At 58.7% G+C, this 20508-nt stretch carries 17 protein-coding genes; 11 read left to right on the top strand and 6 right to left on the bottom strand.

Annotated elements, in window-relative coordinates; all coding sequences use genetic code 11:
- The first annotated feature begins 1 nt into the window (after position 1).
- The 4 genes from rplQ (at position 2) to QMN23_RS16065 (ending at position 2867) form a co-directional block, all read left to right on the top strand.
- On the top strand, positions 2–511 hold the full coding sequence (rplQ, locus tag QMN23_RS16080; RefSeq protein WP_282000347.1) for a 50S ribosomal protein L17: 510 nt from the start codon (positions 2–4) through the stop codon (positions 509–511).
- A 212-nt stretch (positions 512–723) separates the two neighbouring features.
- The gene (locus QMN23_RS16075) at positions 724–1227 is read left to right on the top strand and encodes a hypothetical protein (RefSeq protein ID WP_282000346.1); all 504 of its coding nucleotides are present in this window, start codon (positions 724–726) and stop codon (positions 1225–1227) included.
- 248 nt (positions 1228–1475) lie between these two features.
- Positions 1476–2417: a GGDEF domain-containing protein gene (locus QMN23_RS16070; protein ID WP_282000345.1), complete on the top strand. Its 942-nt coding sequence runs from the start codon at positions 1476–1478 to the stop codon at positions 2415–2417.
- Between the two features lie 117 nt (positions 2418–2534).
- Positions 2535–2867 carry a ferritin family protein gene (locus QMN23_RS16065; protein WP_282000344.1) on the top strand — a complete coding sequence of 111 codons (333 nt, stop codon included), beginning with the start codon at positions 2535–2537 and terminating at the stop codon, positions 2865–2867.
- Between the two features lie 83 nt (positions 2868–2950).
- Here the strand turns inward: QMN23_RS16065 and QMN23_RS16060 are convergent, their stop codons facing one another.
- From QMN23_RS16060 to QMN23_RS16040, 5 genes are read right to left on the bottom strand one after another with little or no spacing between them, the layout of a single operon-like run.
- Positions 2951–4081, bottom strand: a complete 1131-nt coding sequence (locus tag QMN23_RS16060) for an ABC transporter permease (RefSeq protein WP_282000343.1) — start codon at positions 4079–4081, stop codon at positions 2951–2953.
- An 8-nt stretch (positions 4082–4089) separates the two neighbouring features.
- Positions 4090–5223, bottom strand: a complete 1134-nt coding sequence (locus QMN23_RS16055) for an ABC transporter permease (RefSeq protein WP_282000342.1) — start codon at positions 5221–5223, stop codon at positions 4090–4092.
- A gap of 2 nt (positions 5224–5225) precedes the next feature.
- Positions 5226–6203 carry an ABC transporter ATP-binding protein gene (locus tag QMN23_RS16050; protein ID WP_282000341.1) on the bottom strand — a complete coding sequence of 326 codons (978 nt, stop codon included), beginning with the start codon at positions 6201–6203 and terminating at the stop codon, positions 5226–5228.
- On the bottom strand, positions 6200–7129 hold the full coding sequence (locus QMN23_RS16045; RefSeq protein ID WP_282000340.1) for an ABC transporter ATP-binding protein: 930 nt from the start codon (positions 7127–7129) through the stop codon (positions 6200–6202). Before QMN23_RS16045 ends, QMN23_RS16050 begins: the two co-directional genes overlap by 4 nt.
- A 45-nt stretch (positions 7130–7174) precedes the next feature.
- The gene (locus QMN23_RS16040; protein ID WP_282000339.1) at positions 7175–8164 is read right to left on the bottom strand and encodes an efflux RND transporter periplasmic adaptor subunit; all 990 of its coding nucleotides are present in this window, start codon (positions 8162–8164) and stop codon (positions 7175–7177) included.
- Between the two features lie 185 nt (positions 8165–8349).
- Here QMN23_RS16040 and QMN23_RS16035 point away from each other — a divergent pair, with 185 nt between their 5' ends.
- The 5 genes from QMN23_RS16035 (at position 8350) to QMN23_RS16015 (ending at position 14544) form a co-directional block, all read left to right on the top strand.
- Positions 8350–8952, top strand: a complete 603-nt coding sequence (locus tag QMN23_RS16035; protein ID WP_282000338.1) for an ANTAR domain-containing response regulator — start codon at positions 8350–8352, stop codon at positions 8950–8952.
- A gap of 339 nt (positions 8953–9291) precedes the next feature.
- Positions 9292–10161, top strand: a complete 870-nt coding sequence (gene nifH / locus QMN23_RS16030) for a nitrogenase iron protein (RefSeq protein ID WP_282000337.1) — start codon at positions 9292–9294, stop codon at positions 10159–10161.
- 315 nt (positions 10162–10476) lie between these two features.
- A complete protein-coding gene (gene nifD / locus QMN23_RS16025; RefSeq protein WP_282000336.1) occupies positions 10477–11922 on the top strand; it encodes a nitrogenase molybdenum-iron protein alpha chain in 1446 nt (481 codons plus the stop codon).
- Between the two features lie 78 nt (positions 11923–12000).
- On the top strand, positions 12001–13470 hold the full coding sequence (nifK, locus tag QMN23_RS16020; protein WP_282000335.1) for a nitrogenase molybdenum-iron protein subunit beta: 1470 nt from the start codon (positions 12001–12003) through the stop codon (positions 13468–13470).
- Positions 13471–13626: 156 nt separating this feature from the next.
- Positions 13627–14544, top strand: coding sequence for a rhomboid family intramembrane serine protease (locus QMN23_RS16015; RefSeq protein ID WP_282000334.1), 918 nt, complete (start codon positions 13627–13629; stop codon positions 14542–14544).
- 35 nt (positions 14545–14579) lie between these two features.
- On the opposite strand, the gene QMN23_RS16010 is transcribed toward QMN23_RS16015, so the two are convergent.
- Entirely contained in the window at positions 14580–16805 is a 2226-nt protein-coding gene (locus tag QMN23_RS16010; protein ID WP_282000333.1) for a PAS domain-containing sensor histidine kinase, read from the bottom strand.
- 350 nt (positions 16806–17155) lie between these two features.
- Here QMN23_RS16010 and QMN23_RS16005 point away from each other — a divergent pair, with 350 nt between their 5' ends.
- Complete coding sequence (locus tag QMN23_RS16005) at positions 17156–19915, top strand: bifunctional nitrogenase iron-molybdenum cofactor biosynthesis protein NifEN (protein ID WP_282000332.1); 2760 nt, start codon at positions 17156–17158, stop codon at positions 19913–19915.
- Between the two features lie 149 nt (positions 19916–20064).
- Positions 20065–20451 carry a nitrogen fixation protein NifX gene (nifX, locus tag QMN23_RS16000; protein WP_282000331.1) on the top strand — a complete coding sequence of 129 codons (387 nt, stop codon included), beginning with the start codon at positions 20065–20067 and terminating at the stop codon, positions 20449–20451.
- Positions 20452–20508 lie beyond the last annotated feature (57 nt).

Below are 20508 nucleotides of genomic sequence, written 5' to 3'. Positions count from 1 at the left end.
TATGCGTCATAATAAGGCTGGCAGAAGACTTGGCAGAACTACAAGCCATCGGGTTGCGATGTTCAGAAATATGGTAACTTCGTTTTTTGAACATGAGCGGATTACGACGACCGATGCAAAAGCCAAGGAACTGCGTTCAGTTGTAGAAAAGATGATCACCTTGGGCAAGCGTGGAGATCTCCATGCAATGCGTCAGGCAGCATCTTTTATCCGTGATAAGAAGGTTGTGACCAAGCTGTTTACGACTATTGCTCCGCGGTATCAGGAACGATTTGGCGGCTATACCAGAATAGTGAAGCTTGGGATTCGGCCTGGCGACAACGCTCCGTTGTCGGTTATTGAGCTTGTTGAAGAGCAGGTTGAAAAAAAGGTCAAGAAACAAAAACCGGCCGCCAAAGCAGCCCCTGCTGTTGCTAAGCCTGCACCGGCAATTGAAGAGGCAACCGAAACATCTGAGGTGGTGACTGCAGTTGCTGATACCGCTGAGGAGTGCGAAGCGAAGGCTGATTAGCACCGTCCAGCTACTTTAGTTGACAAGAGCAAGGGTAATTCCCCTTGCTCTTTTTTTATGCCTTGGCCATGATCGTTGCGTCATCCATAACCTTTTGTGGTATACTTAACAAAAACTAATAATGCGTTAGGGGTCTGCGGCAAATCGATTAGTCACTATCATCCTGGATGTGTGAATGTGGTTCTGAACGCGCAAGCATTGCTGGAGGGGCTATGGATACGATGCATGCGTTGAAAAGCACGTTGCGATTCAGTTCGCGAGTGATTCCTGCCAATGTCGTCCGTGAGATCATTCGTTCGGCGATGATCAGCAGCCATCGAGCGAATGCGGTTGCGTTCCAGTTCGTTGTGATTGATGATCGGAGTATTCTCGATGATATTCCTACCTTCCACTCTTCGGCGCAGATGGTTCTCGATGCCCCGATTGCAATTCTGATTTGCGGTGAACATGCTGATGAATTGAGTAAGGATGCATGGTTCCGGGAGTGTCTGGCCATTAGCGAGCACTTGTTGATTGCTGTCCAAGCCCATGGCTTGGGTGCGTTGCGGCTCAGCATCTATCCCGTAGATGAGCGTATTGATGGGATGCAGAGTCTGCTGGGCCTGCCAAGGACAATAATTCCAGTTTCGTTGATTCCTATTGGGTATCCACTCGATGATGAAGGGTATTCGTCACGTCGCTATAACGGCACAAAAGTTCACTATAATCATTGGTGACCTATTGTGCCCTGGGCACTTGCCCCGTGTCTGCTATCACACCAGAGCGCGGTCTGCTCTGCTCTGCGCAGTTTCGCTCCACTCCTCCCTCAATGACGTCCATTAACAAAAAACCCTGTTGACAACCTTGCTGGATAGTGGCAACTGTCTGGAATCATGAAGTGACATTAATTACGATCGCCGATTGAAAATTCGCGTGGGGTCTGATATCAGTTTTATCAATATAGGATAAGCAATCGGGCGGGTTGATGGTTCGTGCTGTGATGCAAGCGAATTCCTATCACAACCCGCGGTCGATGTTGCTGTTGCCTCCGTTACCTCCGCTCGGTGATGATATGGGTGAATTTACCGAATATATCGACAAACAGTCCCGGTTTGTCTTGGTCATTCTGGGATATGTTTTGTTGATTCTTCTGGGCTTGCTTGACCATTTGACAGAGGAGATGCGCTTTGAGCCTCTGTATCTGATCCCGGTATTTATTGTGGTCTGGTTCGGGACGAGAAGGGCGGGAATTATTATTGCCCTTGCCAGCGTTTGTGCCTGGCTGGTTGCAAATGGCCCCCTGCTGCTTGGCGGTGAAAGTGTTGCCCGCCTGTTGTGGGACGTTACCGTTGAGCTTGGAATGCTCCTTGTCTTCAGTTGGTTGGTTGCCGAAGTAAGAAATTGTCGTCGTCATATGAAGATGCTGACTCGTCAGGATCCGTTGACTGGCATGATGAGTTATGATTATTTCACCGAGGTTGCCGGCTCGGAAATTAAACGGGCAAAAAGGTATTTGCATCCCTTTACGCTGTCCTGCATTGATTTTTCCCCGGCGGCGACTGGCGAACATGTTGCCGTGCAAGAGGCAGCTGGGGAAACGTTGATAACCTCGGTAGCCTCAATTGTCCGGGAGAATCTCCGTGAAACCGATATCGCCGCCCGATTTGGCCGTGCTTCGATCGTGGTTCTTTTGCCCGAAGCAGACAAAGACGCCGCCAAGTCGGTTGTGCAAAAACTCCAGGAGGAGATTGCCGAACTGATCAGGACGCTGCAGCCGCAGGCAAACTTCGGCATCGGGGCGATCACTTACAATGAGCCGCCAAAAGCGGTTGATGAAATGGTTCGGGCAGCGGTAAAGCTTGCCCAAACATCCTCCCGCCGTGGGCATGGCGCTATGAAGCATGAATTTGTCGGTGACAGCCGGTAAAGTGGGGGGGCTTGCATGAATTCTCCGCCGGGGGGCCCTTGGTGCAGATGCTATTCACCCGTATGGCGTACAACATGTTGGTCACGCGTTTCACAAAATGTACGGAGGAGGTAATCTATGCCAGATTTTGGAACTCCCTTTGCCGGCCTGGTCAGCGGCCGGAAACTCACTCATGAAGAGCTTATCCGCGCCATTCGTTTTATGGTTGCTGCAGAGTATGAAGCGATTCAGCTCTACATGCAGCTGGCCGAATCGACCGACGAGCCGCTCGCTCAAGCCGTGTTGAAAGATATTGCCGATGAGGAGCGTGTTCATGCCGGCGAATTCCTGCGGCTGTTGCACAGCTTGGCGCCCGATGAGGCAAAATATTATGCGGAAGGTGCGGAAGAGGTTGAAGAACTGATGGCGGAGCTTGGGAAGAAAGGCCGCAAGACAAAGAAAAAGTCGTGACCCCCAGATATCATTATTGCCAGGCGGCGTTTTCGTAAGGCCGCCTGGTTTTTTGCAGATTCAGCGACAATCGATCCGGCCGGCTAGGTAACGGTCTTCCTGAATCGCCGGACTGCCACAACCAGCACGGTGCTTCCCAGTAGGGCCAACGCTCCCAACTGGGGCCACAAAGTGCCGAATCCCACCCCTTTGAGAAATACTCCCCTGACAATGACCAGATAGTACCGCAGCGGATTGACAAACGTGGCATATTGGATGCTGGGCGGCATGTTTTCTATCGGGAAGGCAAACCCCGACAAGAGCATTGCCGGGAAGGTGAACATGAACGAGCTCATCATCGCCTGTTGCTGGGTGTTACTGACGGTGGAGATGAACAGGCCGAAGCCGAGGGTGCTCATCAGGTACAACGCGGTGCCGCCAAAGATAAGCCAGATGCTCCCCCTGACCGGGATATCGAACCAGAATACTGCGAAAAGCGTGACGATGGTAACGTTAAGGAAGCCGACAGCGGCGAAGGGAACGGTCTTGCCGACAATAAATTCCCACCGTTTGATCGGGGTGACGATGATCTGTTCCATCGTTCCGATCTCCTTTTCGCGGACGACGGCCATGCTGGAAAGCATCATTGTCGTGATCAACACCATCATGGCCATGACCCCTGGGACATAATAATTCCGACTCTCCAGGTTGTCGTTGAACCATGCCCGGCTTGCCAGTTCGACCGATCCGGCCGGCAAGTAGGTGCCATTGCGTCGGACAAGCTGTTCAGCCAGGATACTGTTGCTGAATTGCTCGGCAATCTTGACCGAATAGCTGAGGACAATTCGGGCAGTATTCGGATCCGTGCCATCGACGATTACCTGCAACGGTGCGGTGCGGCCAGCGCCGATCAGCTCTTCGAAACCATGGTTGATCCGGACAACCGCCCGGATCGTTCCCCGGTCCAGTAGGTCGCGGATTCCCCGCTCATTTCCGATCCTCTGGACAATATCGAAGTACCCCGAATGCTCCAATCTGGCCACCAGGTCGCGGCTGGTGGCGCTGTTGTCCTGATCGTAAACAGCGGTGGCAATGTGCCTGACGTCGGTATTGACCGCATAACCGAACAGAATGATCTGAACCACCGGAACGGCGAAAATCACGAAGCGCATTTTCGGGTCGCGGAGGATCTGGATCGTTTCCTTGATCAACATGGTTTTTAGACGGTCGAACATGCCGATTCCTAAGAGATTTTTTTGCGAAATTTCCTGATCGCGGCCGAGAAGACCGCAATGCCGAACGCCACGAGCAATAAGGCATCACCGGCGAGGACGGTCATCCCCACCCCCTTGAGATAGATTCCGCGCAGGATTGTTACAAAATAACGGGCCGGGATGACATGGGTCATGATTCGGAGAAAGAGCGGCATGTTGGCGATCGGGAAAACGAAGCCCGAAAGGAGGAACGCCGGGAGGAGCGTGGCGACCATCGCAAATTGGCTGGCGGCAAACTGGCTCCGGCCGACGATGCTGATCAGCATGCCGAGTGTCAGGGCAACGACCAGGAAAAGGATCGACATCCCCAGTAGGAGCAGCCGCTCGCCGCGCATCGGCACCTGAAAGATGAATCGGCCGGCGAGCAGCGACATGATCAGGTCGAAGATGCCGATGCAGAAATAGGGAACCAGTTTGCCGATAATCAGCTCCGCTCCGGTCAGGGGTGTGGAGATCAGCTGCTCCATGGTGCCGGTTTCCCACTCGCGGGCGATGGTCAGGGAGGTCAGAAGTGCGGCGATGACCATCATGATTACCGCGATCAGCCCCGGGACGATGGCATTTCGGGAAACCATGTCGGCGTTGAACCAGACACGCGGCTCGATGGCCAGCGGCGGCTGCGGGACGGCTCCAGTCGTCCGGACGAGCTGGCGAAGGGTGATTCCCTGCGAATAGCCGCTGACGATGAATTCGGCATAGCCGAGGGCGATGGTCGCGGTATTCGAATCACTGCCGTCGACGATTACCTGGATTGCCGCCGGCTGTCGCGCCTGTAGGACCTCCGCGAAATTCCGGGGGATGATGAGTGCCATCAGCGCATCGCGCCGGTCGATGGCTCGTTCGATCTCCTGGTAATTGATGGCATGGCCCTGCAGGGAGAAATAGCGTGAGCCGCTGAACTGGCTGGTCAGGTCGCGGCTGGTAACGGTGTTGCTCTGGTCCCAGACGATGAGCGGGACATTGTCGACGTCGAGCGTGAGCGCGTAGCCGAAGAGGAAAAGGAGCAGCATCGGCAAGGCTATTCCCAGGATGAGGCTGCGCAAGTCACGGAAAACGTGGGTGAATTCTTTGCGGGCCACCGCGCGGATACGTTGCATTTTCATGGCTATTTCGCAAACTCCTGCTGCGGCGCTTCCTGACGGTCGCGGGCTTCGATCAGCGACACAAAGACATCTTCCAGGGATGGCGCCGTTTTGTCGATGCGCTCCACTCCAACGTTCCGTTCGCTCAATAGCGCCTCGATGGCGGGGATGGTTGCTGCAGCATTTTCGGTCACTACGTGCAGCCCCCTCCCGTAGAGAGCGGCGTGTCGGACACCGCTGACCTTTTCGATCGGCGCAATCAGTTCCTGGGGCCGGGCACAGGCGATCTCGACGATTTCTTCCCGCATCTGCTCCGTCTTGAGTTCGCCCGGGGTCCCGAGTGCGATCAGCTCGCCCCGGTAGATCAGGGCGAGCCGGTCACAGTATTCGGCTTCGTCCATGTAGTGGGTGGTGACGAAGATCGTGACTCCCTGACCGGCCAATTGGTAGATCAAATCCCAAAAGTTGCGCCGGCTGATCGGGTCGACTCCTGACGTCGGTTCGTCGAGGAAAATGATCGGCGGTTCGTGGAGGATGGCGCAGCCCAGGGCCAGCCGCTGCTTCCAGCCGCCGGAGAGGGTGGCGGTTCTGGCCCGCCGGTGGTCGGTGAGTCCGGCCATTTCGATTACCCATTCTTTGCGTCTGCGCCGCCGCTCGCCGGGAATCTTGTAAATCCCGGCATAAAAATCGATATTCTCTTCAACGGTCAGATCTTCGTAGAGCGAGAACTTCTGGCTCATGTAGCCGATATTTTTCTTGATCTCTTCGGCCTCGCGGAGGATGTCGAACCCTGCGACAGTGCCGTTGCCGGCGGATGGGCGGAGAATGCCGCAGAGCATCCGGATGGTCGTCGATTTGCCAGCGCCGTTGGGGCCGAGAAACCCGAAGATTTCCCCCGTCCTTACTTCCAGGGTGATCCGGTTGACGGCGATAAAGTCGCCAAACCGCTTTTCCAGATTGCGGAGGGTGACCGCATTGTCGCTGTTCGCGCCGCCGGTCATGAATCCTGCTCCGTAGCACCCAGTACCGAAACGAAGACATCTTCCAGGCTCGGTTCGATCGCCCTGATCCCGGCGAGTGGCAATCCTTCCTTTGCCATCAGCGCCTCAATGGTGGCCGCGATTTCTCTGCTACCGTCGGTGACGACGTGGAGGCGGTCACCGAACAGGCTGACCGAGACGGCCGGCAGCGAGCGTCGTATCAGGATAGCTGTCGGACGGGTGGCGGACGTCTGGACCTCTAGGATACTGCCGTGCATCAGCGAGCGGAGCCGGTCGGGGGCGTCGCAGGCCAGCAGCTGTCCCTTGTGGATCAGCCCGACCCGATTGCAGCGATCGGCTTCGTCGAGATAGGCGGTGGCAACGAAGATTGTCACCCCCTCGTGCAGCAGCTGGTAGAGAATTCGCCAGAAATCGCGGCGGGAAACCGGGTCGACGCCATTGGTCGGTTCGTCGAGGAAAAGGATTCGCGGGGTGTGAATCAGGGCGCAGGCGAGGCCAAGCTTCTGTTTCATGCCGCCGGAGAGGTTGCCGGCCTGACGCTTTTTGAACGGGGTCAGGTTGCTGAAGGCGAGAAGCCGGTCGATCCTTTCGCCGCGGTTCTTTTGCGGGATGCCGTAAATGTCGGCGTAAAAGTTGATGTTTTCCATGACGGTCAGGTCGGGATAGAGCCCGAACCGTTGACTCATGTAACCGATTTCTTCCTTGAGAGCTTCGGCCTCCCGGGCGGTGTGGCGGCCGAGCACCCAGGCGTCACCGGCACTTGGGTCCATGATGCCGGTGAGCATTCGCATGGTGGTGGTCTTGCCGGCACCGTCAGAACCGACCAGCCCGAACAACTCACCCTGGGCAATGGTGAGGTTGAGCCCGGTGACGGCGGTAAGCTGGCCAAACCGTTTGGTCAGGTTGTCGGTGCGAATGGCGTCCATGGCAGCATGTTGCCGGCGGCGGGCGGAGTTTCCCCGCTTGGCCGACTAGTTCGACTCGCCGATGATGATTTCCGCATCGGCCGGCATTCCCGGCTTCAGTTCCCGGTTGGGGTTAGGTACGGTGATCTTGATCCGGTAGACGAGCTTGACCCGTTCCTTTTCGGTTTGCACGTTCTTGGGGGTGAATTCGGCGTCCTGGGCGATGAAGGAAACGGTCCCGTCATAGACCTTGTTCGGGTAGGTATCAGTTCTGATCCGGGCATGCTGGCCTACCTTGACCCGCCCCAAATCGGTTTCGTTGATGTAGGCCCTGATCCAGGTGTTACGGACGTCGCCGACAGTAATGACCGGCGTGCCCGCCACTACCTGCTCGCCTGCTTCGGCGTGTTTTGCCAGGACCAGGCCGGCGAGCGGCGCGGTGAGCGTCGTATAGCCGAGCCTGGTGCGGGCCAGGGCTAGCGCTTCTTCCGCCTGCTTCATCCGGGCTCTGGCGGCATCGATCTGCTCCTGGCGGGGGCCGCGGTGCAGCAGCTGTTGCTGGGCGAGCGCCTCGCGCAGGGTAGCCTGGGTCGTTTCATAGCTGGCCTTGGCGGTGTCGAAATCGCGCTTGGGAATGACTTCGCGGCGATAGAGTTCTTGCTGGCGAGTGAAATCGAGTTGCCGGCGCTCCGCTTCCGCCTGCGCTCCTCTGACGGCGGCATCGGCCCGGGCAATATCCTCTTTGCGGTAACCGGTGGCCAGCTCCCGCAGCTGGGCGGCGAAGGCAGCCACTTCCTGCTGCCGCTGCGCTACCTCCAGCCGATAATCTTCGTCGTCGAGCAGTGCCACCGTCTGTCCGGCCTTGACATCTTCCCCTTCATCCACGAGTCGTTCCCGTATCCGGCCGGGGATCTTGAAGCTCACCTGCACCTCGGTCACTTCGATATTGCCCGAGACTTTGATCGTGCCGGCGGCCGGAGTGTTGTGCCGGGTCAGGAAATAGCCGGCTGTTGCTACCAACAGCAGCACGGGGACCAGGATCAACGGTTTTTTCATCAACGTCCCTCCGGCAGATGTGATGAGTGGCAATGCCGGCAGCCAGTGGTGGGCGGGGAAGCCCGGACCGGCTGCAAGGTCAACTATACATTTCCTGTCCTGCCGGTCAAGGACAAAGAGCACCGTCCGGTGGAATTCCGAACTCTTGGAACGCTTTATGCTCTATCCAATGGTAAGTTGTTGCGGTGCGGATTAAAATTCGATTCAAGGTGGTGATTTCATTGAGAATTGCTCTGGTGTGCGATGATGAGCCGATTATCCGGATGAGCTTAAAAAATAAGCTCCTCGAACTCGGTTTTGCTGAAATTGTGGAATGCAGTGATGGCGAACAGGCGGTCCAGCTGGCGTTGGACAGGCTCCCGGATATTGCAATCCTCGATGTTTCGATGCCGAAGAAAGATGGGATGACCGCTGCCCGGGAGATCAGGAGCAAGCTGAAGATTCCGATCATCCTGCTGACGGCGTGCTGCGATCCCGACACGGTACAGCGGGCCAAGGAGAGCGGGATCAGCGGCTTTCTGGCCAAACCGTTCCGCGAGCATGACTTGTGGCCGGCTATCGAGTTGGCTTGCGCCCATGCCGAAGAGGTTGAGATCCTGAAAGAGCAGATCGACGATCTGAAAGAAACGCTTGAAAGCCGGAAGATTATCGAGAAGGCGAAAGGTGTGCTCATGAAAAACCAGGGTCTGTCAGAACCCGAGGCGTTCCGCAAGATGCAGAAGCTGGCAATGGACAAACGGAAAAGCATGCGCCAGATCGCCGAGGCGATCTTGCTGACCGAGGCATAGGGAACCCTTGTTATTTTTTAGGCAGATTTTGGGTTGTTGGTTGATAGGGCAGAGACAAAGCAAGGTGGTTACGAATTTTGCTTAAAAAGTTGGCAGATGCAAGAGAATGAGGCTGAAGAGATTGGGTGCTGGTTGAAAATACGTTGAAATAACGAGATTTTTTGATTGGCACAATCGATGCTATAAGGAAAAACAAAACAAACCGAATAAAGAATACGCTGAAGTATTCGTCGATCACAAATAGGCAAAGGCGCCACCATTAAAAGCATGGGGCGCCTTTTTGTTTGCCCCGAACATTCACTTGCAGTCCACGGATTGGTGGACGAAAGGAGACGTATCATGAGACAGATCGCAATTTACGGCAAAGGCGGCATCGGCAAATCGACAACAACCCAGAACACGGTGGCAGGTCTGGCATCCATCGGCAAAAAAGTGATGATCGTCGGCTGCGACCCGAAGGCCGACTCCACCCGGCTGATCCTCCACGCCAAAGCGCAGGCGACGGTTATGGATATGGTTCGTGAACTCGGCACGGTTGAGGACCTGGAACTGAGTGATGTCATGAAGGTTGGTTTTGGTGACGTCAAGTGTGTCGAATCCGGTGGCCCGGAGCCGGGGGTTGGCTGCGCCGGCCGCGGCGTCATCACCGCCATCAACTTCCTCGAAGAGAACGGTGCCTATACCCCTGATCTCGATTTCGTCTTCTACGACGTTCTTGGCGACGTCGTCTGCGGCGGGTTCGCCATGCCGATCCGGGAGAACAAGGCGGAAGAGATTTATATCGTCTGCTCCGGCGAGATGATGGCCATGTACGCTGCCAACAACATCGCCAAAGGTATTCTCAAATATGCTTCCTCGGGCAAGGTGCGGCTCGGCGGGCTGATCTGCAACTCCCGTAATACCGACCGTGAGGATGAGCTGATCGAGGCGCTGGCGGCCAAACTCGGCACCCAGATGATCCACTTCGTTCCCCGCGACAATCAGGTTCAGCGGGCCGAGCTGCGGCGGATGACGGTCATCGAGTACTCTCCTGATCACAAACAGGCCAACGAATATCGCGAGCTGGCCCGGAAGATCTCCGAGAACAAGATGCTGGTGGTGCCGACTCCGCTCTCCATGGATGAGCTGGAAGAGCTGCTGATGGAGTTCGGGATCATGGAAGCGGACGACGAGAGCGTGGTCGGGGTAGCGGAGGCGGCTGCGAAGTAGATGCCGAACGCTTTGGTCCTCGCCCGGCGGGCAGCCTGTGCTGTCCGATTCGCTGGGTGAATTGTGGGCCATCTCGGCGCCGGCCTGCGGATTCGCGTTGCTCCGCCGGGATTCTCGCCCGACACCGACCTGACTGCGGCATCGTTCGCCACAAGGCTTTTTAATTCAAAACATATACGGTACGGCAAAAAGCTCCAGCCGTAAGGCGCACGAGGACCGGGATGCGAGGCGTAGCAGCGCTACGTTGAACGTTCCGGTCCGGAGCGGAACGCAGCGGATGGACTTTTGGCAAAGCCGTTCGATCTGGAGAGAGATATGTCTAATACGATAAAGAAAGTCGACGGCATCACTAAAGAATCGACCCAGGAGATGATCGACAAGGTTCTTGAGGTGTACCCGGAGAAGGGGAAAAAGAAACGGGCACCTCACCTTGCCCCTAACGACCAGGCCTCCGGTTCGGCCTGTGTCAAATCAAACCGCAAGACCGTTCCCGGCGTGATGAGCGCCCGCGGCTGCGCCTATGCCGGCGCCAAGGGGGTGGTCTGGGGGCCGATCCGCGACATGGTTCACGTCTCCCACGGCCCGGTCGGTTGCGGCTGGTACTCCTGGGGTACCCGGCGTAATCTGGTGAGTGGCATCAACGGGGTTACCAACTTCGCCATGCAGTTCACCTCCGACTTCCAGGAGAAGGATATCGTCTATGGTGGCGACAAGAAGCTGACCGGCCTCTTGAAAGAAGCGAAAGAGCTCTTCCCGCTCGCCAAGGGGATCTCGGTCCTCTCCGAGTGCCCGGTCGGCCTGATCGGCGACGATATCAACGCCGTCGCCAAACAGTCCGCCAAGGAGCTGGACATCCCGATCATCCCCTGTAACTGCGAGGGGTTCCGCGGCGTTTCCCAGTCGCTGGGGCATCATATCTCCAACGACACCATTCGTGACTACATTATCGAAACGCGGGAGTTCCCCGAACCGATCGGACCGTACGACATCGCCCTGATCGGCGAGTACAACATCGGCGGCGATGCCTGGTCGACCAAGCCGCTCCTCGAAGAGTGCGGCTTCAACGTCAAAGCGGTCTGGACCGGCGACGGCGAAATGGAGAAGATCGCTGCCACTCATCAGGTGAAACTGAACGTCATCCACTGTTACCGTTCGATGAACTACATGTGCAAAGTTATGGAAGAGAAGTACGGCATTCCCTGGATCGAACTGAATTTCTTCGGCCCGACCAAAATCAAGGAGAGCCTGCGGAAGCTCGCCGAACTGTTCGACGACACCATCAAGGAGAAGGTGGAGGCGGTGATCGCCAAGTACGATCCGGTCTGCCAGGCAATCATCGACGAGTACAAGCCGCGCCTCGAAGGGAAGAAGGTAATGCTTTACGTCGGCGGCCTCCGGCCCCGCCATACTATCAATGCCTACGAGGATCTCGGGATGATCTGCGTCGGTTCCGGCTACGAGTTTGCCCACGGTGACGACTATGACCGGACCGCGTCGGAGATGCCTGACGCCACCGTGGTTTACGACGACGCCTCCGAGTTCGAGATGGAACAGTTCGCCCATGTCCTGAAGCCTGACCTGGTCGGCAGCGGGATCAAGGAAAAGTACGTCTTCCAGAAGATGGGGATTCCGTTCCGCCAGATGCACAGCTGGGATTATTCCGGGCCGTACCATGGCTACAAAGGGTTCCCGATCTTTGCCCGGGATGTGGATATGGCGATTAATAGCCCCACGTGGTCTTTGGTGAAGGCTCCTTTCTGATTTTCTCCCTGTTCGAAGGGAGGCTTAACCAACAACGTCTGCCGTGGGACGGATGAGTCCCCGGAGAGGAGATATACAATGGCTAACAATCTTGGACTAGCAGTCAAGCCGGTGACCGAGATTCCTGAAGAGGAAGTGAAAAGAGTCGCCGAATGGATCAATACCGAGGAATACAAGGAAAAGAACTTTGCCCGCCAGTCGCTGGTCATCAATCCGGCCCACGCCTGCCAACCGCTGGGTGCCGAACTGGTGGCCCATGCCTTCGAAGGGACCCTGCCCTTCGTCCACGGTTCGCAGGGGTGCGCCTCCTACTACCGCTCCACCCTGAACCGCCACTTCCGTGAGCCGGCGCCGGCCGTCTCGGACGCCATGACCGAGGACGGTGCGGTGTTCGGTGGCCAGAACAACCTCCACGAGGGGCTGGAAAATGCTTACGCCCTCTACAAGCCGAAGATGATGGCGATCTTCACGTCCTGCATGCCGGAGATCATCGGCGACGACTTGACCGCCTTCATCAAGAATGCCCGGCAGAAGGGGTGCATCCCGCAGGATTTCCCGGTCCCCTATGCCAATACACCGAGTTTCAACGGCTCCCATATCCACGGCTACGACGCCATGCTGCTCTCCATCCTGCAGACCCTGACGTCGGGCAAACAGGTGGAAGGGCGCTGCACCGGCAAGCTGAACCTGGTTCCGGGCTTTGACGCCAATACCGGTAACTTCCGCGAGTACAAGCGGATCTTCGAAGCGTTCGGCATCCCCTACACCATTCTGGGCGACATCTCCGACGTCTTCGATTCGCCGCTCGACGGCACCTATCGTCCTTACCCGGGCGGTACCAAGCTTGATGAGGCCGCCGATTCGATCAACGGCAAGGTTACCCTCAACCTCGGTACCTACTCGGCCGCCAAGACCTTCAACTGGGTCAAGGATAATTATTCCGGCAAGCATGTAACGATGCCGCTGCCGTTCGGCATTGCCAAGACCGATGCGTTCCTGATGAAGATCTCCGAGCTGTTCGGCAAGCCGGTTCCCGAATCGCTGAAGGCCGAGCGCGGCCGGGCCGTCGACCTGATGACCGATGCCCACCAGTACATCCACGGCAAGAAATTCGCGGTGTACGGCGACCCCGACTATCTCCTCGGGTATGTCTCCTTCCTGCTCGAAATGGGCGCCAAGCCGTACCACATCCTCTGCAGCAAGGGGACCAAGAAACTGGAGAAGGAACTGCAGGCGCTGCTCGACACCTCGCCCTATGGCAAGGACGGGAAAATCTACATCAACAAAGACCTCTGGCACTTGCGCAGCCTGGTGATGACCGATCCGGTCGATGCGGTGATCGGCGATACCCACGGCAAGTTTCTGGCCCGCGACGCCAACATCCCGCTGTTCCGCTTCGGTTTCCCGATTTTCGACCGGGTCAACCTCCACCGGGTGCCGGTGATCGGTTACCAGGGGGTGATGAACATGGTGGCGACGATCTGCAACAAGTTCATCGAAGTCGTCGACGAAACTTGCGACGAGCGGCAGTTCGAGATGATGCGCTAAGCCGTGCGCGCCGGCGCGGAGGGTGCGTCGGCATGAAGTAAGGCAACACAGAGGGGCACCTCCCGGAATCGGGGGTGCCCTTTTTTTGTCGTTTCCCTGGCGCCGCCGGGGCGCAATGGTTATAGTGGATGGATGGCGAGCGAAAGAGGGGGCAGAGTGCCGGACGATGAGGAATGGCGGCTGTTGGCGGGCGTACCGGCGAGTGAGCCGTTGTCGTTGGAACAGGTGCAACTCCTGGGGCTGGTGCTGACCGCCCGGGGAATCCCATGCCGTTTCGAACCGGCGGAGCGCGGCTGGCGATTGATGGTGGCGCCCCGCCAATGGGACACGGCGGGGGAAGAATTGCGGCGGTTCGAGGAGGAAAACCGCGGCTGGCCGCCGGCGGAGCCACCGTCGCGACCGTTGGTGGAAAACACCCTGCCGACCCTGTCGGTGCTGATCCTCCTTGCCACCTTCTACAACCTGACCCTGCTGGATATTTCGCTGGCCGGCCACCATCCCGTTCCCTGGACCGAACTCGGCAATGCCGACGCCGGCCGGATCATGAGCGGCGAATGGTGGCGGCTGGTCACGGCCCTCACCCTGCACGCGGACCTGTTGCATCTCTGCAGCAATCTGGCAATCGGCGGGGTCTTCATTGTGCTGCTCTGTGGCGAACTCGGCTCGGGGCTTGCCTGGAGCCTTTTGCTCGGTGCCGGAGCGATCGGCAATCTGCTCAATGCCTGGGTCCAGTCGCCGGCGCACCGCTCGCTCGGCGCCTCGACGGCGGTATTCGGCGCGGTCGGTATCCTTGCCGCCCTGACCGTGGTCCGTTATCGGCAGCAGGTGCGCCGGCGCTGGCTGCTGCCGGTTGCCGCCGCCCTGGCGCTGTTGGCGCTCTTGGGGACGGAAGGGAAGAATACCGATCTGGCTGCCCATCTGTTCGGATTTGCCGTCGGCCTGGCGCTGGGGCTGGGAACGGAGTATCTGCTTGACCGGTTCGGCCGGCCAAGTCGCCTGTTGAACGCGCTTTTGGCGCTGGCGAGTGCCGCGGTGGTGGTCGGTGCCTGGTGGGCGGCGCTCCGTTTCGGGTAATCGGGGCTGGGGGCCGGGAAGGCAGCTACCCTGGTTCAGATCCCTGGCAGGGTGAAATAAAAGGTCGCTCCCCGACCGGTCGTCGCTTCCGCCCAGACCCGGCCGCCATGGCGGTTGATGATCCGCTTGACCGTGGCCAGCCCGATGCCGGTGCCGGGGAATTCATCGCCGTGGAGCCGCTGGAAAGGCCGGAAGAGCTTGTCCTGGTAAGCCATGTCGAAACCGGCGCCGTTGTCCCTGACCAGGAAAACCTTCTCACTGCCGATAGCCGTCGTCGCCAGCTCGATCCGCGCTGCCGCGGTCCTGGCGGTATATTCCCAGGCATTTCCCAGCAGGTTCTCCATCACCAGCCGGAGTAACAGCCGGTCTCCCCGGGCGACCAGCCCCTGCTCGATGACAAACTCCACCTGCCGGTTCGGCTCCGCTTCGTGCAACAGGCTGACGATTGTCGTCGCCAGGGTGCTCAGGTTAACCTCGTCGACCTGTATCTCTGCCCGGCTGACTCGCGACAGTTCCAGCAGGTCGTCGGTCAGTTCTCCCAGCCGGCTGCTTGCCTTGCGGACCCGGCCGAGGTAGTCGCAGACCTCGGGCGGGAGGTCCTGCCGGTAATCTTCGAGAATAATCGAGCAGTAACTGTTGATGTGGCGCAACGGCGCCCGAAGATCGTGGGAGACCGAATAACTGAAGGACTCAGCTTCCCTGATCGCCTCTTCCAGCTGGGCTGTCCGCTCGGCGACCCGCTGATCGAGCTCTTCGTTGAGCCGGCGCAGCGTCTCTTCCGTCTTCTTCCGCTCGGTGATGTCCATGGTGAAGCCGGCCAGCATCGGCGGCCGGTGCTCCTGGATGATCGGGAACTTCAGGGTGTAGTAGGTGTGGCCGCCATACTCTTCCTCGATCTCGAAGACCTTTTCTTCGCGGAGGATCCGTTGGTCGTCAGCCTCCATGCTGGCGGCCAGCTCTGGCGGGAACAGCTCGGCCATGGTCGTGCCGATCAGCTCCTGCAGCGGCCGGCCGAGCATCCGTTCGAAGTTCCTGCTCAGCCTGACGGTCCGGATATCTTGATCCTTGAAAAAGACATAGATGGGACTGTGTTCCATGAACAGGTTGAAGATCGTCTCGATTTCCCGAAGGGAATCCTCCGCTTCCTTCCGGGCGGTGATATTCTGGGCGGTGCCGAACAGGCGTAGTTCATCGGGGAGCGCGCCCGCTTCGCAGCGGCAGACTTCGCGAATCCAGCGGATTGTCCCGTCTTTGGCGAAGATCCTGAATTCTTCGGTATTGGTATCGCCGGGGACGAGACGGAGGAGCTGGGTGCCGACCCGCTCCCGGTCGGCCGGGTGGACGATCGTCAGCCAGCACCCTTTGGCAAAGATTTCCTCCTCGGTATAGCCAGTGATCTTCTCGACTGCGCCCCCCATCCACTGGACCCGGAACGGTGCGGTCCCCCGGCGGTTGCACGCATAGACGTAATCGGTGGTCAGGGCGGAGAAGCGGCGGTAGCGCTCTTCGCTCTCCCGTAGCGTCTCGTCGTCGCGCCGCCGTTCGGAGATATCGCGGACGAAGGCGAGGAATCTCCCTGCCGTCGGCATGAAGGAGGTGCTGACCTCGACGGCGATGCTCCGCCCGTCATTGCAGCGGTGTCGGGTTTCGAACCGGTCGTAGCCGTTGGCAATGATCCGGGCGATATGGTCGTCAACGACCCGCTTGTCTTCGATAGCCTCCAGCTCCTGGATGGACATGGTCAGCAGCTGCTCCCGCGGGTAACCCAACATCCGGACGCATTCGTCGTTGGCCTCGATGATCTTCCCCTGGTGATCAACCACCCAGAAGCAATCCGTCGTGGTGTCGGTGAGGCACCGGTATTGTTCAACCTTTTGCCTGAGCTGTTCCTCGGCCTGTCGCCGTTGGCTGACGTCGTGAAGGATGCAGATTACCGGATCGGTGCCGGCGGCCGATAATTCAACGAAGCGGAGCTGGCCGGCCTTGGTGGTCATCGGAAATTCTCCGGCGACGGGAGACGTGGCGTAGCGGGAATTTTCGCAGACCTGGCGGATTGCTCCGGCGGCGTCGCCGAAGAGTGTCGCGAGCAGGTCGTCAATGGAGGAGAGCTCGCCATCGGTATACCCGGTCAACTGTTCGGCTCGCCGGTTGAGGACGAGCCGATTACCGGCAATACCGATTGCGGCGGCGGGTATCTTGTCGAGGAGTTCGACAAGCTGGTCCGGCCGGTGGTCACCGTTATCCGTGGCGGGTTTATCCATGAACGGCACTCGTCGTGTTGGAAATGGTCAGCGCGAGACAGGGTAATAATAGCATTAATTCCAGCACATTTCGTGCCTAAATTATTTGGCAGCCAGTCGGCGGGTTGTCAGTGCAATAAGGAAAATGCGTAATTTGTGGGCAGTTGCGCTGTGTTGGTCATAAGTTATGCATCGTTGTCGGTGTAAATGCCTGAAAAATAAATATGTTATAGCTTGGCACGTCCCGTGCAAAAATGTCGGCCAGATAGCAGAAATTTCCTGATTCTGGCAAAGGCGCCAACCATTCACGGAATGGGGCGCCTTTTTGTTTGCCACTGCGCATGATTTACGCAGAGAAAGGTGAGGCAGCCATGGCCAAGCCCGATTGGTACGATACAACCGATTGCGAAACCCACGACAAGGGAGCGCCGAAATTCTGCAAGAAGTCGGAACCGGGGGAGGGGACCGAGCGTTCTTGCGCTTACGACGGCGCCCGGGTGGTGTTGATGCCGATCACCGACGTGATCCATCTGGTGCACGGCCCCATCGCCTGCGCCGGCAATTCCTGGGACAACCGCGGCGCCCGTTCGAGCGGCTCCCAGCTCTATCGTCGCGGTTTCACCACCGAGATGCTGGAAAACGACGTAGTCTTCGGCGGCGAGAAAAAGCTCTACCGGGCGATCCTCGAGCTGGCCGAGCGGTACAAGGGCCAGGCGAAGGCGATGTTCGTCTACGCTACCTGCGTTACCGCCATGACCGGCGATGACGTAGAAGCGGTCTGCAAGGCTGCCCAGGAGAAAGTGGCGATCCCGCTGATCCCGGTGAATACCCCCGGCTTCATCGGCGACAAGAATATCGGCAACCGGTTGGCCGGCGAAGTGCTGCTGCAGCAGGTCATCGGTACCGCCGAGCCGCCCGAACTGGGCGAGTACCCGATCAATCTGATCGGCGAGTACAACATTGCCGGCGACCTGTGGGGGATGCTGCCGCTCTTCAAACGGCTGGGCATCCAGATCCTCTCCTGTTTCAGCGGCGACGCCAAATTCGAGGAGCTTCGCTATGCCCATCGGGCCAAGCTCAACATCATCATCTGTTCCAAGAGTCTGACCAACCTCGCCAAAAAGATGCAGAAGCTCTACGGGATGCCCTACCTGGAGGAGTCGTTCTACGGGATGACCGATACTGCCAAAGCGCTGCGCGATATCGCCCGGGAGCTGGATAACGCGGTGGGCGGCCTGGAGAAGCGGACGATGCAGGAGCGGGTGGAGAGGCTCCTCGAAGAGGAAGAGGCGAAGTGCCGGGAACGGATCGCGCCCTATCGGGCGCGGCTGGAAGGGAAGCGGTCGGTGCTCTTTACCGGCGGGGTGAAGACCTGGTCGATGGTCAATGCCTTGCGGGAGCTGGGGGTGGAAATCCTCGCCGCCGGCACCCAGAATTCGACCCTGGAAGATTTTTACCGGATGAAGGCGCTGATGCATCAGGATGCCCGGATCATCGAGGATACCTCCAGCGCCGGTCTGCTGCAGATCATGTACGAGAAGATGCCCGACCTGATCGTCGCCGGCGGCAAGACCAAGTTCCTTGCCCTGAAGACCAAGACGCCATTCCTCGATATCAATCACGGGCGATCCCATCCCTATGCCGGTTACGAGGGGATGGTCACCTTCGCCAAGCAGCTCGACCTGACGGTGAACAACCCGATCTGGCCGGTGTTGAACGGCAAGGCGCCGTGGGAGAAGGGTGAGGATGAACTGGCCGATGCGGTCGCCCGGGCGGCCCGTCATGCCGAAACGTACCTGACTGCCGAGCTGAAGGATTCGCGGGTCAAGGTGCCGACGAAGAATGCCACGGTCAACCCGCAGAAAAACTCGCCGGCGCTTGGCGCCACCCTGGCTTACCTGGGGATCGACCAGATGCTCGGCCTCCTCCACGGTGCCCAGGGGTGCTCGACCTTCATCCGGCTGCAGCTCTCCCGCCACTTCAAGGAGCCAATCGCCCTCAATTCGACGAGCATGAGCGAGGACACGGCGATCTTCGGCGGGTGGGAGAACCTGAAAAAAGGGATCAAACGGGTGATCGAGAAGTTCACTCCCGAGGTGGTCGGGGTGATGACTTCCGGACTGACCGAAACCATGGGCGATGATGTGCGGAGCGCCATCGTCCACTTCCGCCTGGAAAATCCCGAGTACGGCCAGGTGCCGGTGATCTGGGCCTCGACCCCCGACTATTGCGGTTCGATGCAGGAAGGGTATGCGGCGGCGGTGGAGGCGATCGTCCGGACGATCCCCGAGGGGGGGGAGACGATCCCCGGCCAGGTGGCGATTCTTCCCGGTGCGCACCTGACGCCGGCCGACGTGGAAGAGGTGCGGGAAATCTGCGAAGCCTTCGGCCTCGACCCGATCATTGTCCCCGACATCGCCAACGCCCTCGACGGCCATATCGACGACACGGTATCGCCGCTCTCCACCGGCGGGGTCTCGCTGGCGCGCATCCGCCAGGCGGGGCGAAGCCAGGCGGTCCTCTATCTGGGCGATTCGCTGGCCAAGGCGGGGCAGGCGTTGACCGAGCGGTTCGGCATCCCCTGTTACGGCTTTACCTCGATCACCGGCCTGGCCGAAGTTGACCAGTTCATGGAGACCCTCGCTGCCATCGCCGGCCGGCCGGTCCCCGACAAATTCCGCCGCTGGCGGAGCCGGTTGATGGATGCGATGGTCGATTCCCATTACCAGTTCGGCACCAAGCGGGTCACGCTTGCCCTGGAGGCGGACAACCTGAAGGTGCTGACCAATTTCCTCGCCGGGATGGGGTGTCGGATCCAGGCGGCGATCGCCGCGACCCGGGTGCGGGGGCTCGACGCCCTGCCGGCGGACGAAGTCTTCGTCGGCGACCTGGAGGACCTGGAGACGGCGGCGGTCGGTTCCGACCTGCTGGTCGCCAATTCCAACGGTCGCCAGGCGGCGGCGAAACTGGGGGGGCTCGCCCACCTCCGGGCCGGCTTGCCGGTTTTCGACCGGCTCGGCTCCCATCAGAAGATGTGGGTTGGCTACCGGGGAACGATGAACCTGCTGTTCGAAACGGCGAATATCTTCCAGGCGAATGCCAAGGAGGCGCAGAAACTGGCGCATAACTAGGTGAGCCCGCTTTTCTGCCCTGTCGGCGCAAGTCTTCGGGATTGCGTGTGTGCCGGAGCGCTGCTCTGCCGCCGCGTATTTCCCCGACAGCCCTGACAGGACGAAAAATCGTCGCTCCCGGGAAAGACAAAACGAGAAGGAGTGCTCAGATGAAGATAGCGTTTACCAGCTCGACCGGCGAAATGATTGATCAGCATTTCGGGATGGCGAAAAGTTTCCAGGTCTGGGAAGTGGGGCCCGAGGAGGCCCATTTCCTCGAAACGCTGGAGGTCGGCGAACATGGCCTCGACGAGGAAGACAAGATCTCCGCCCGCGCCAAAGCCCTGTCCGACTGCGCCATCGTCTATACCATGCAGATCGGCGGTCCGGCGGCGGCCAAACTGGTCGCTCACAAGATTCACCCGATGAAAACCACTACCGAGGTCAGCCTTAAGGAGACGGTGGAACGGCTCCAGGAAGTCCTGAAGGGGAATCCGCCGCCGTGGCTCCGCAAGGCGATGAACAAGGGGACGGCAACCCCTTTTGACGAAGAATAGCATTCCGCTTGTCGGGACGGCCCGTCCCGACAGCCCAACAACACGACGGAGGAGAGA

The sequence above is a fragment of the Geotalea uraniireducens genome (genome assembly GCF_027943965.1).
In the GTDB taxonomy this organism is placed as follows: domain Bacteria; phylum Desulfobacterota; class Desulfuromonadia; order Geobacterales; family Geobacteraceae; genus Geobacter; species Geobacter uraniireducens.
The sequence above is the reverse complement of the archived record's forward strand: the minus strand, read 5'-3'. Positions and strand labels throughout refer to the sequence as shown.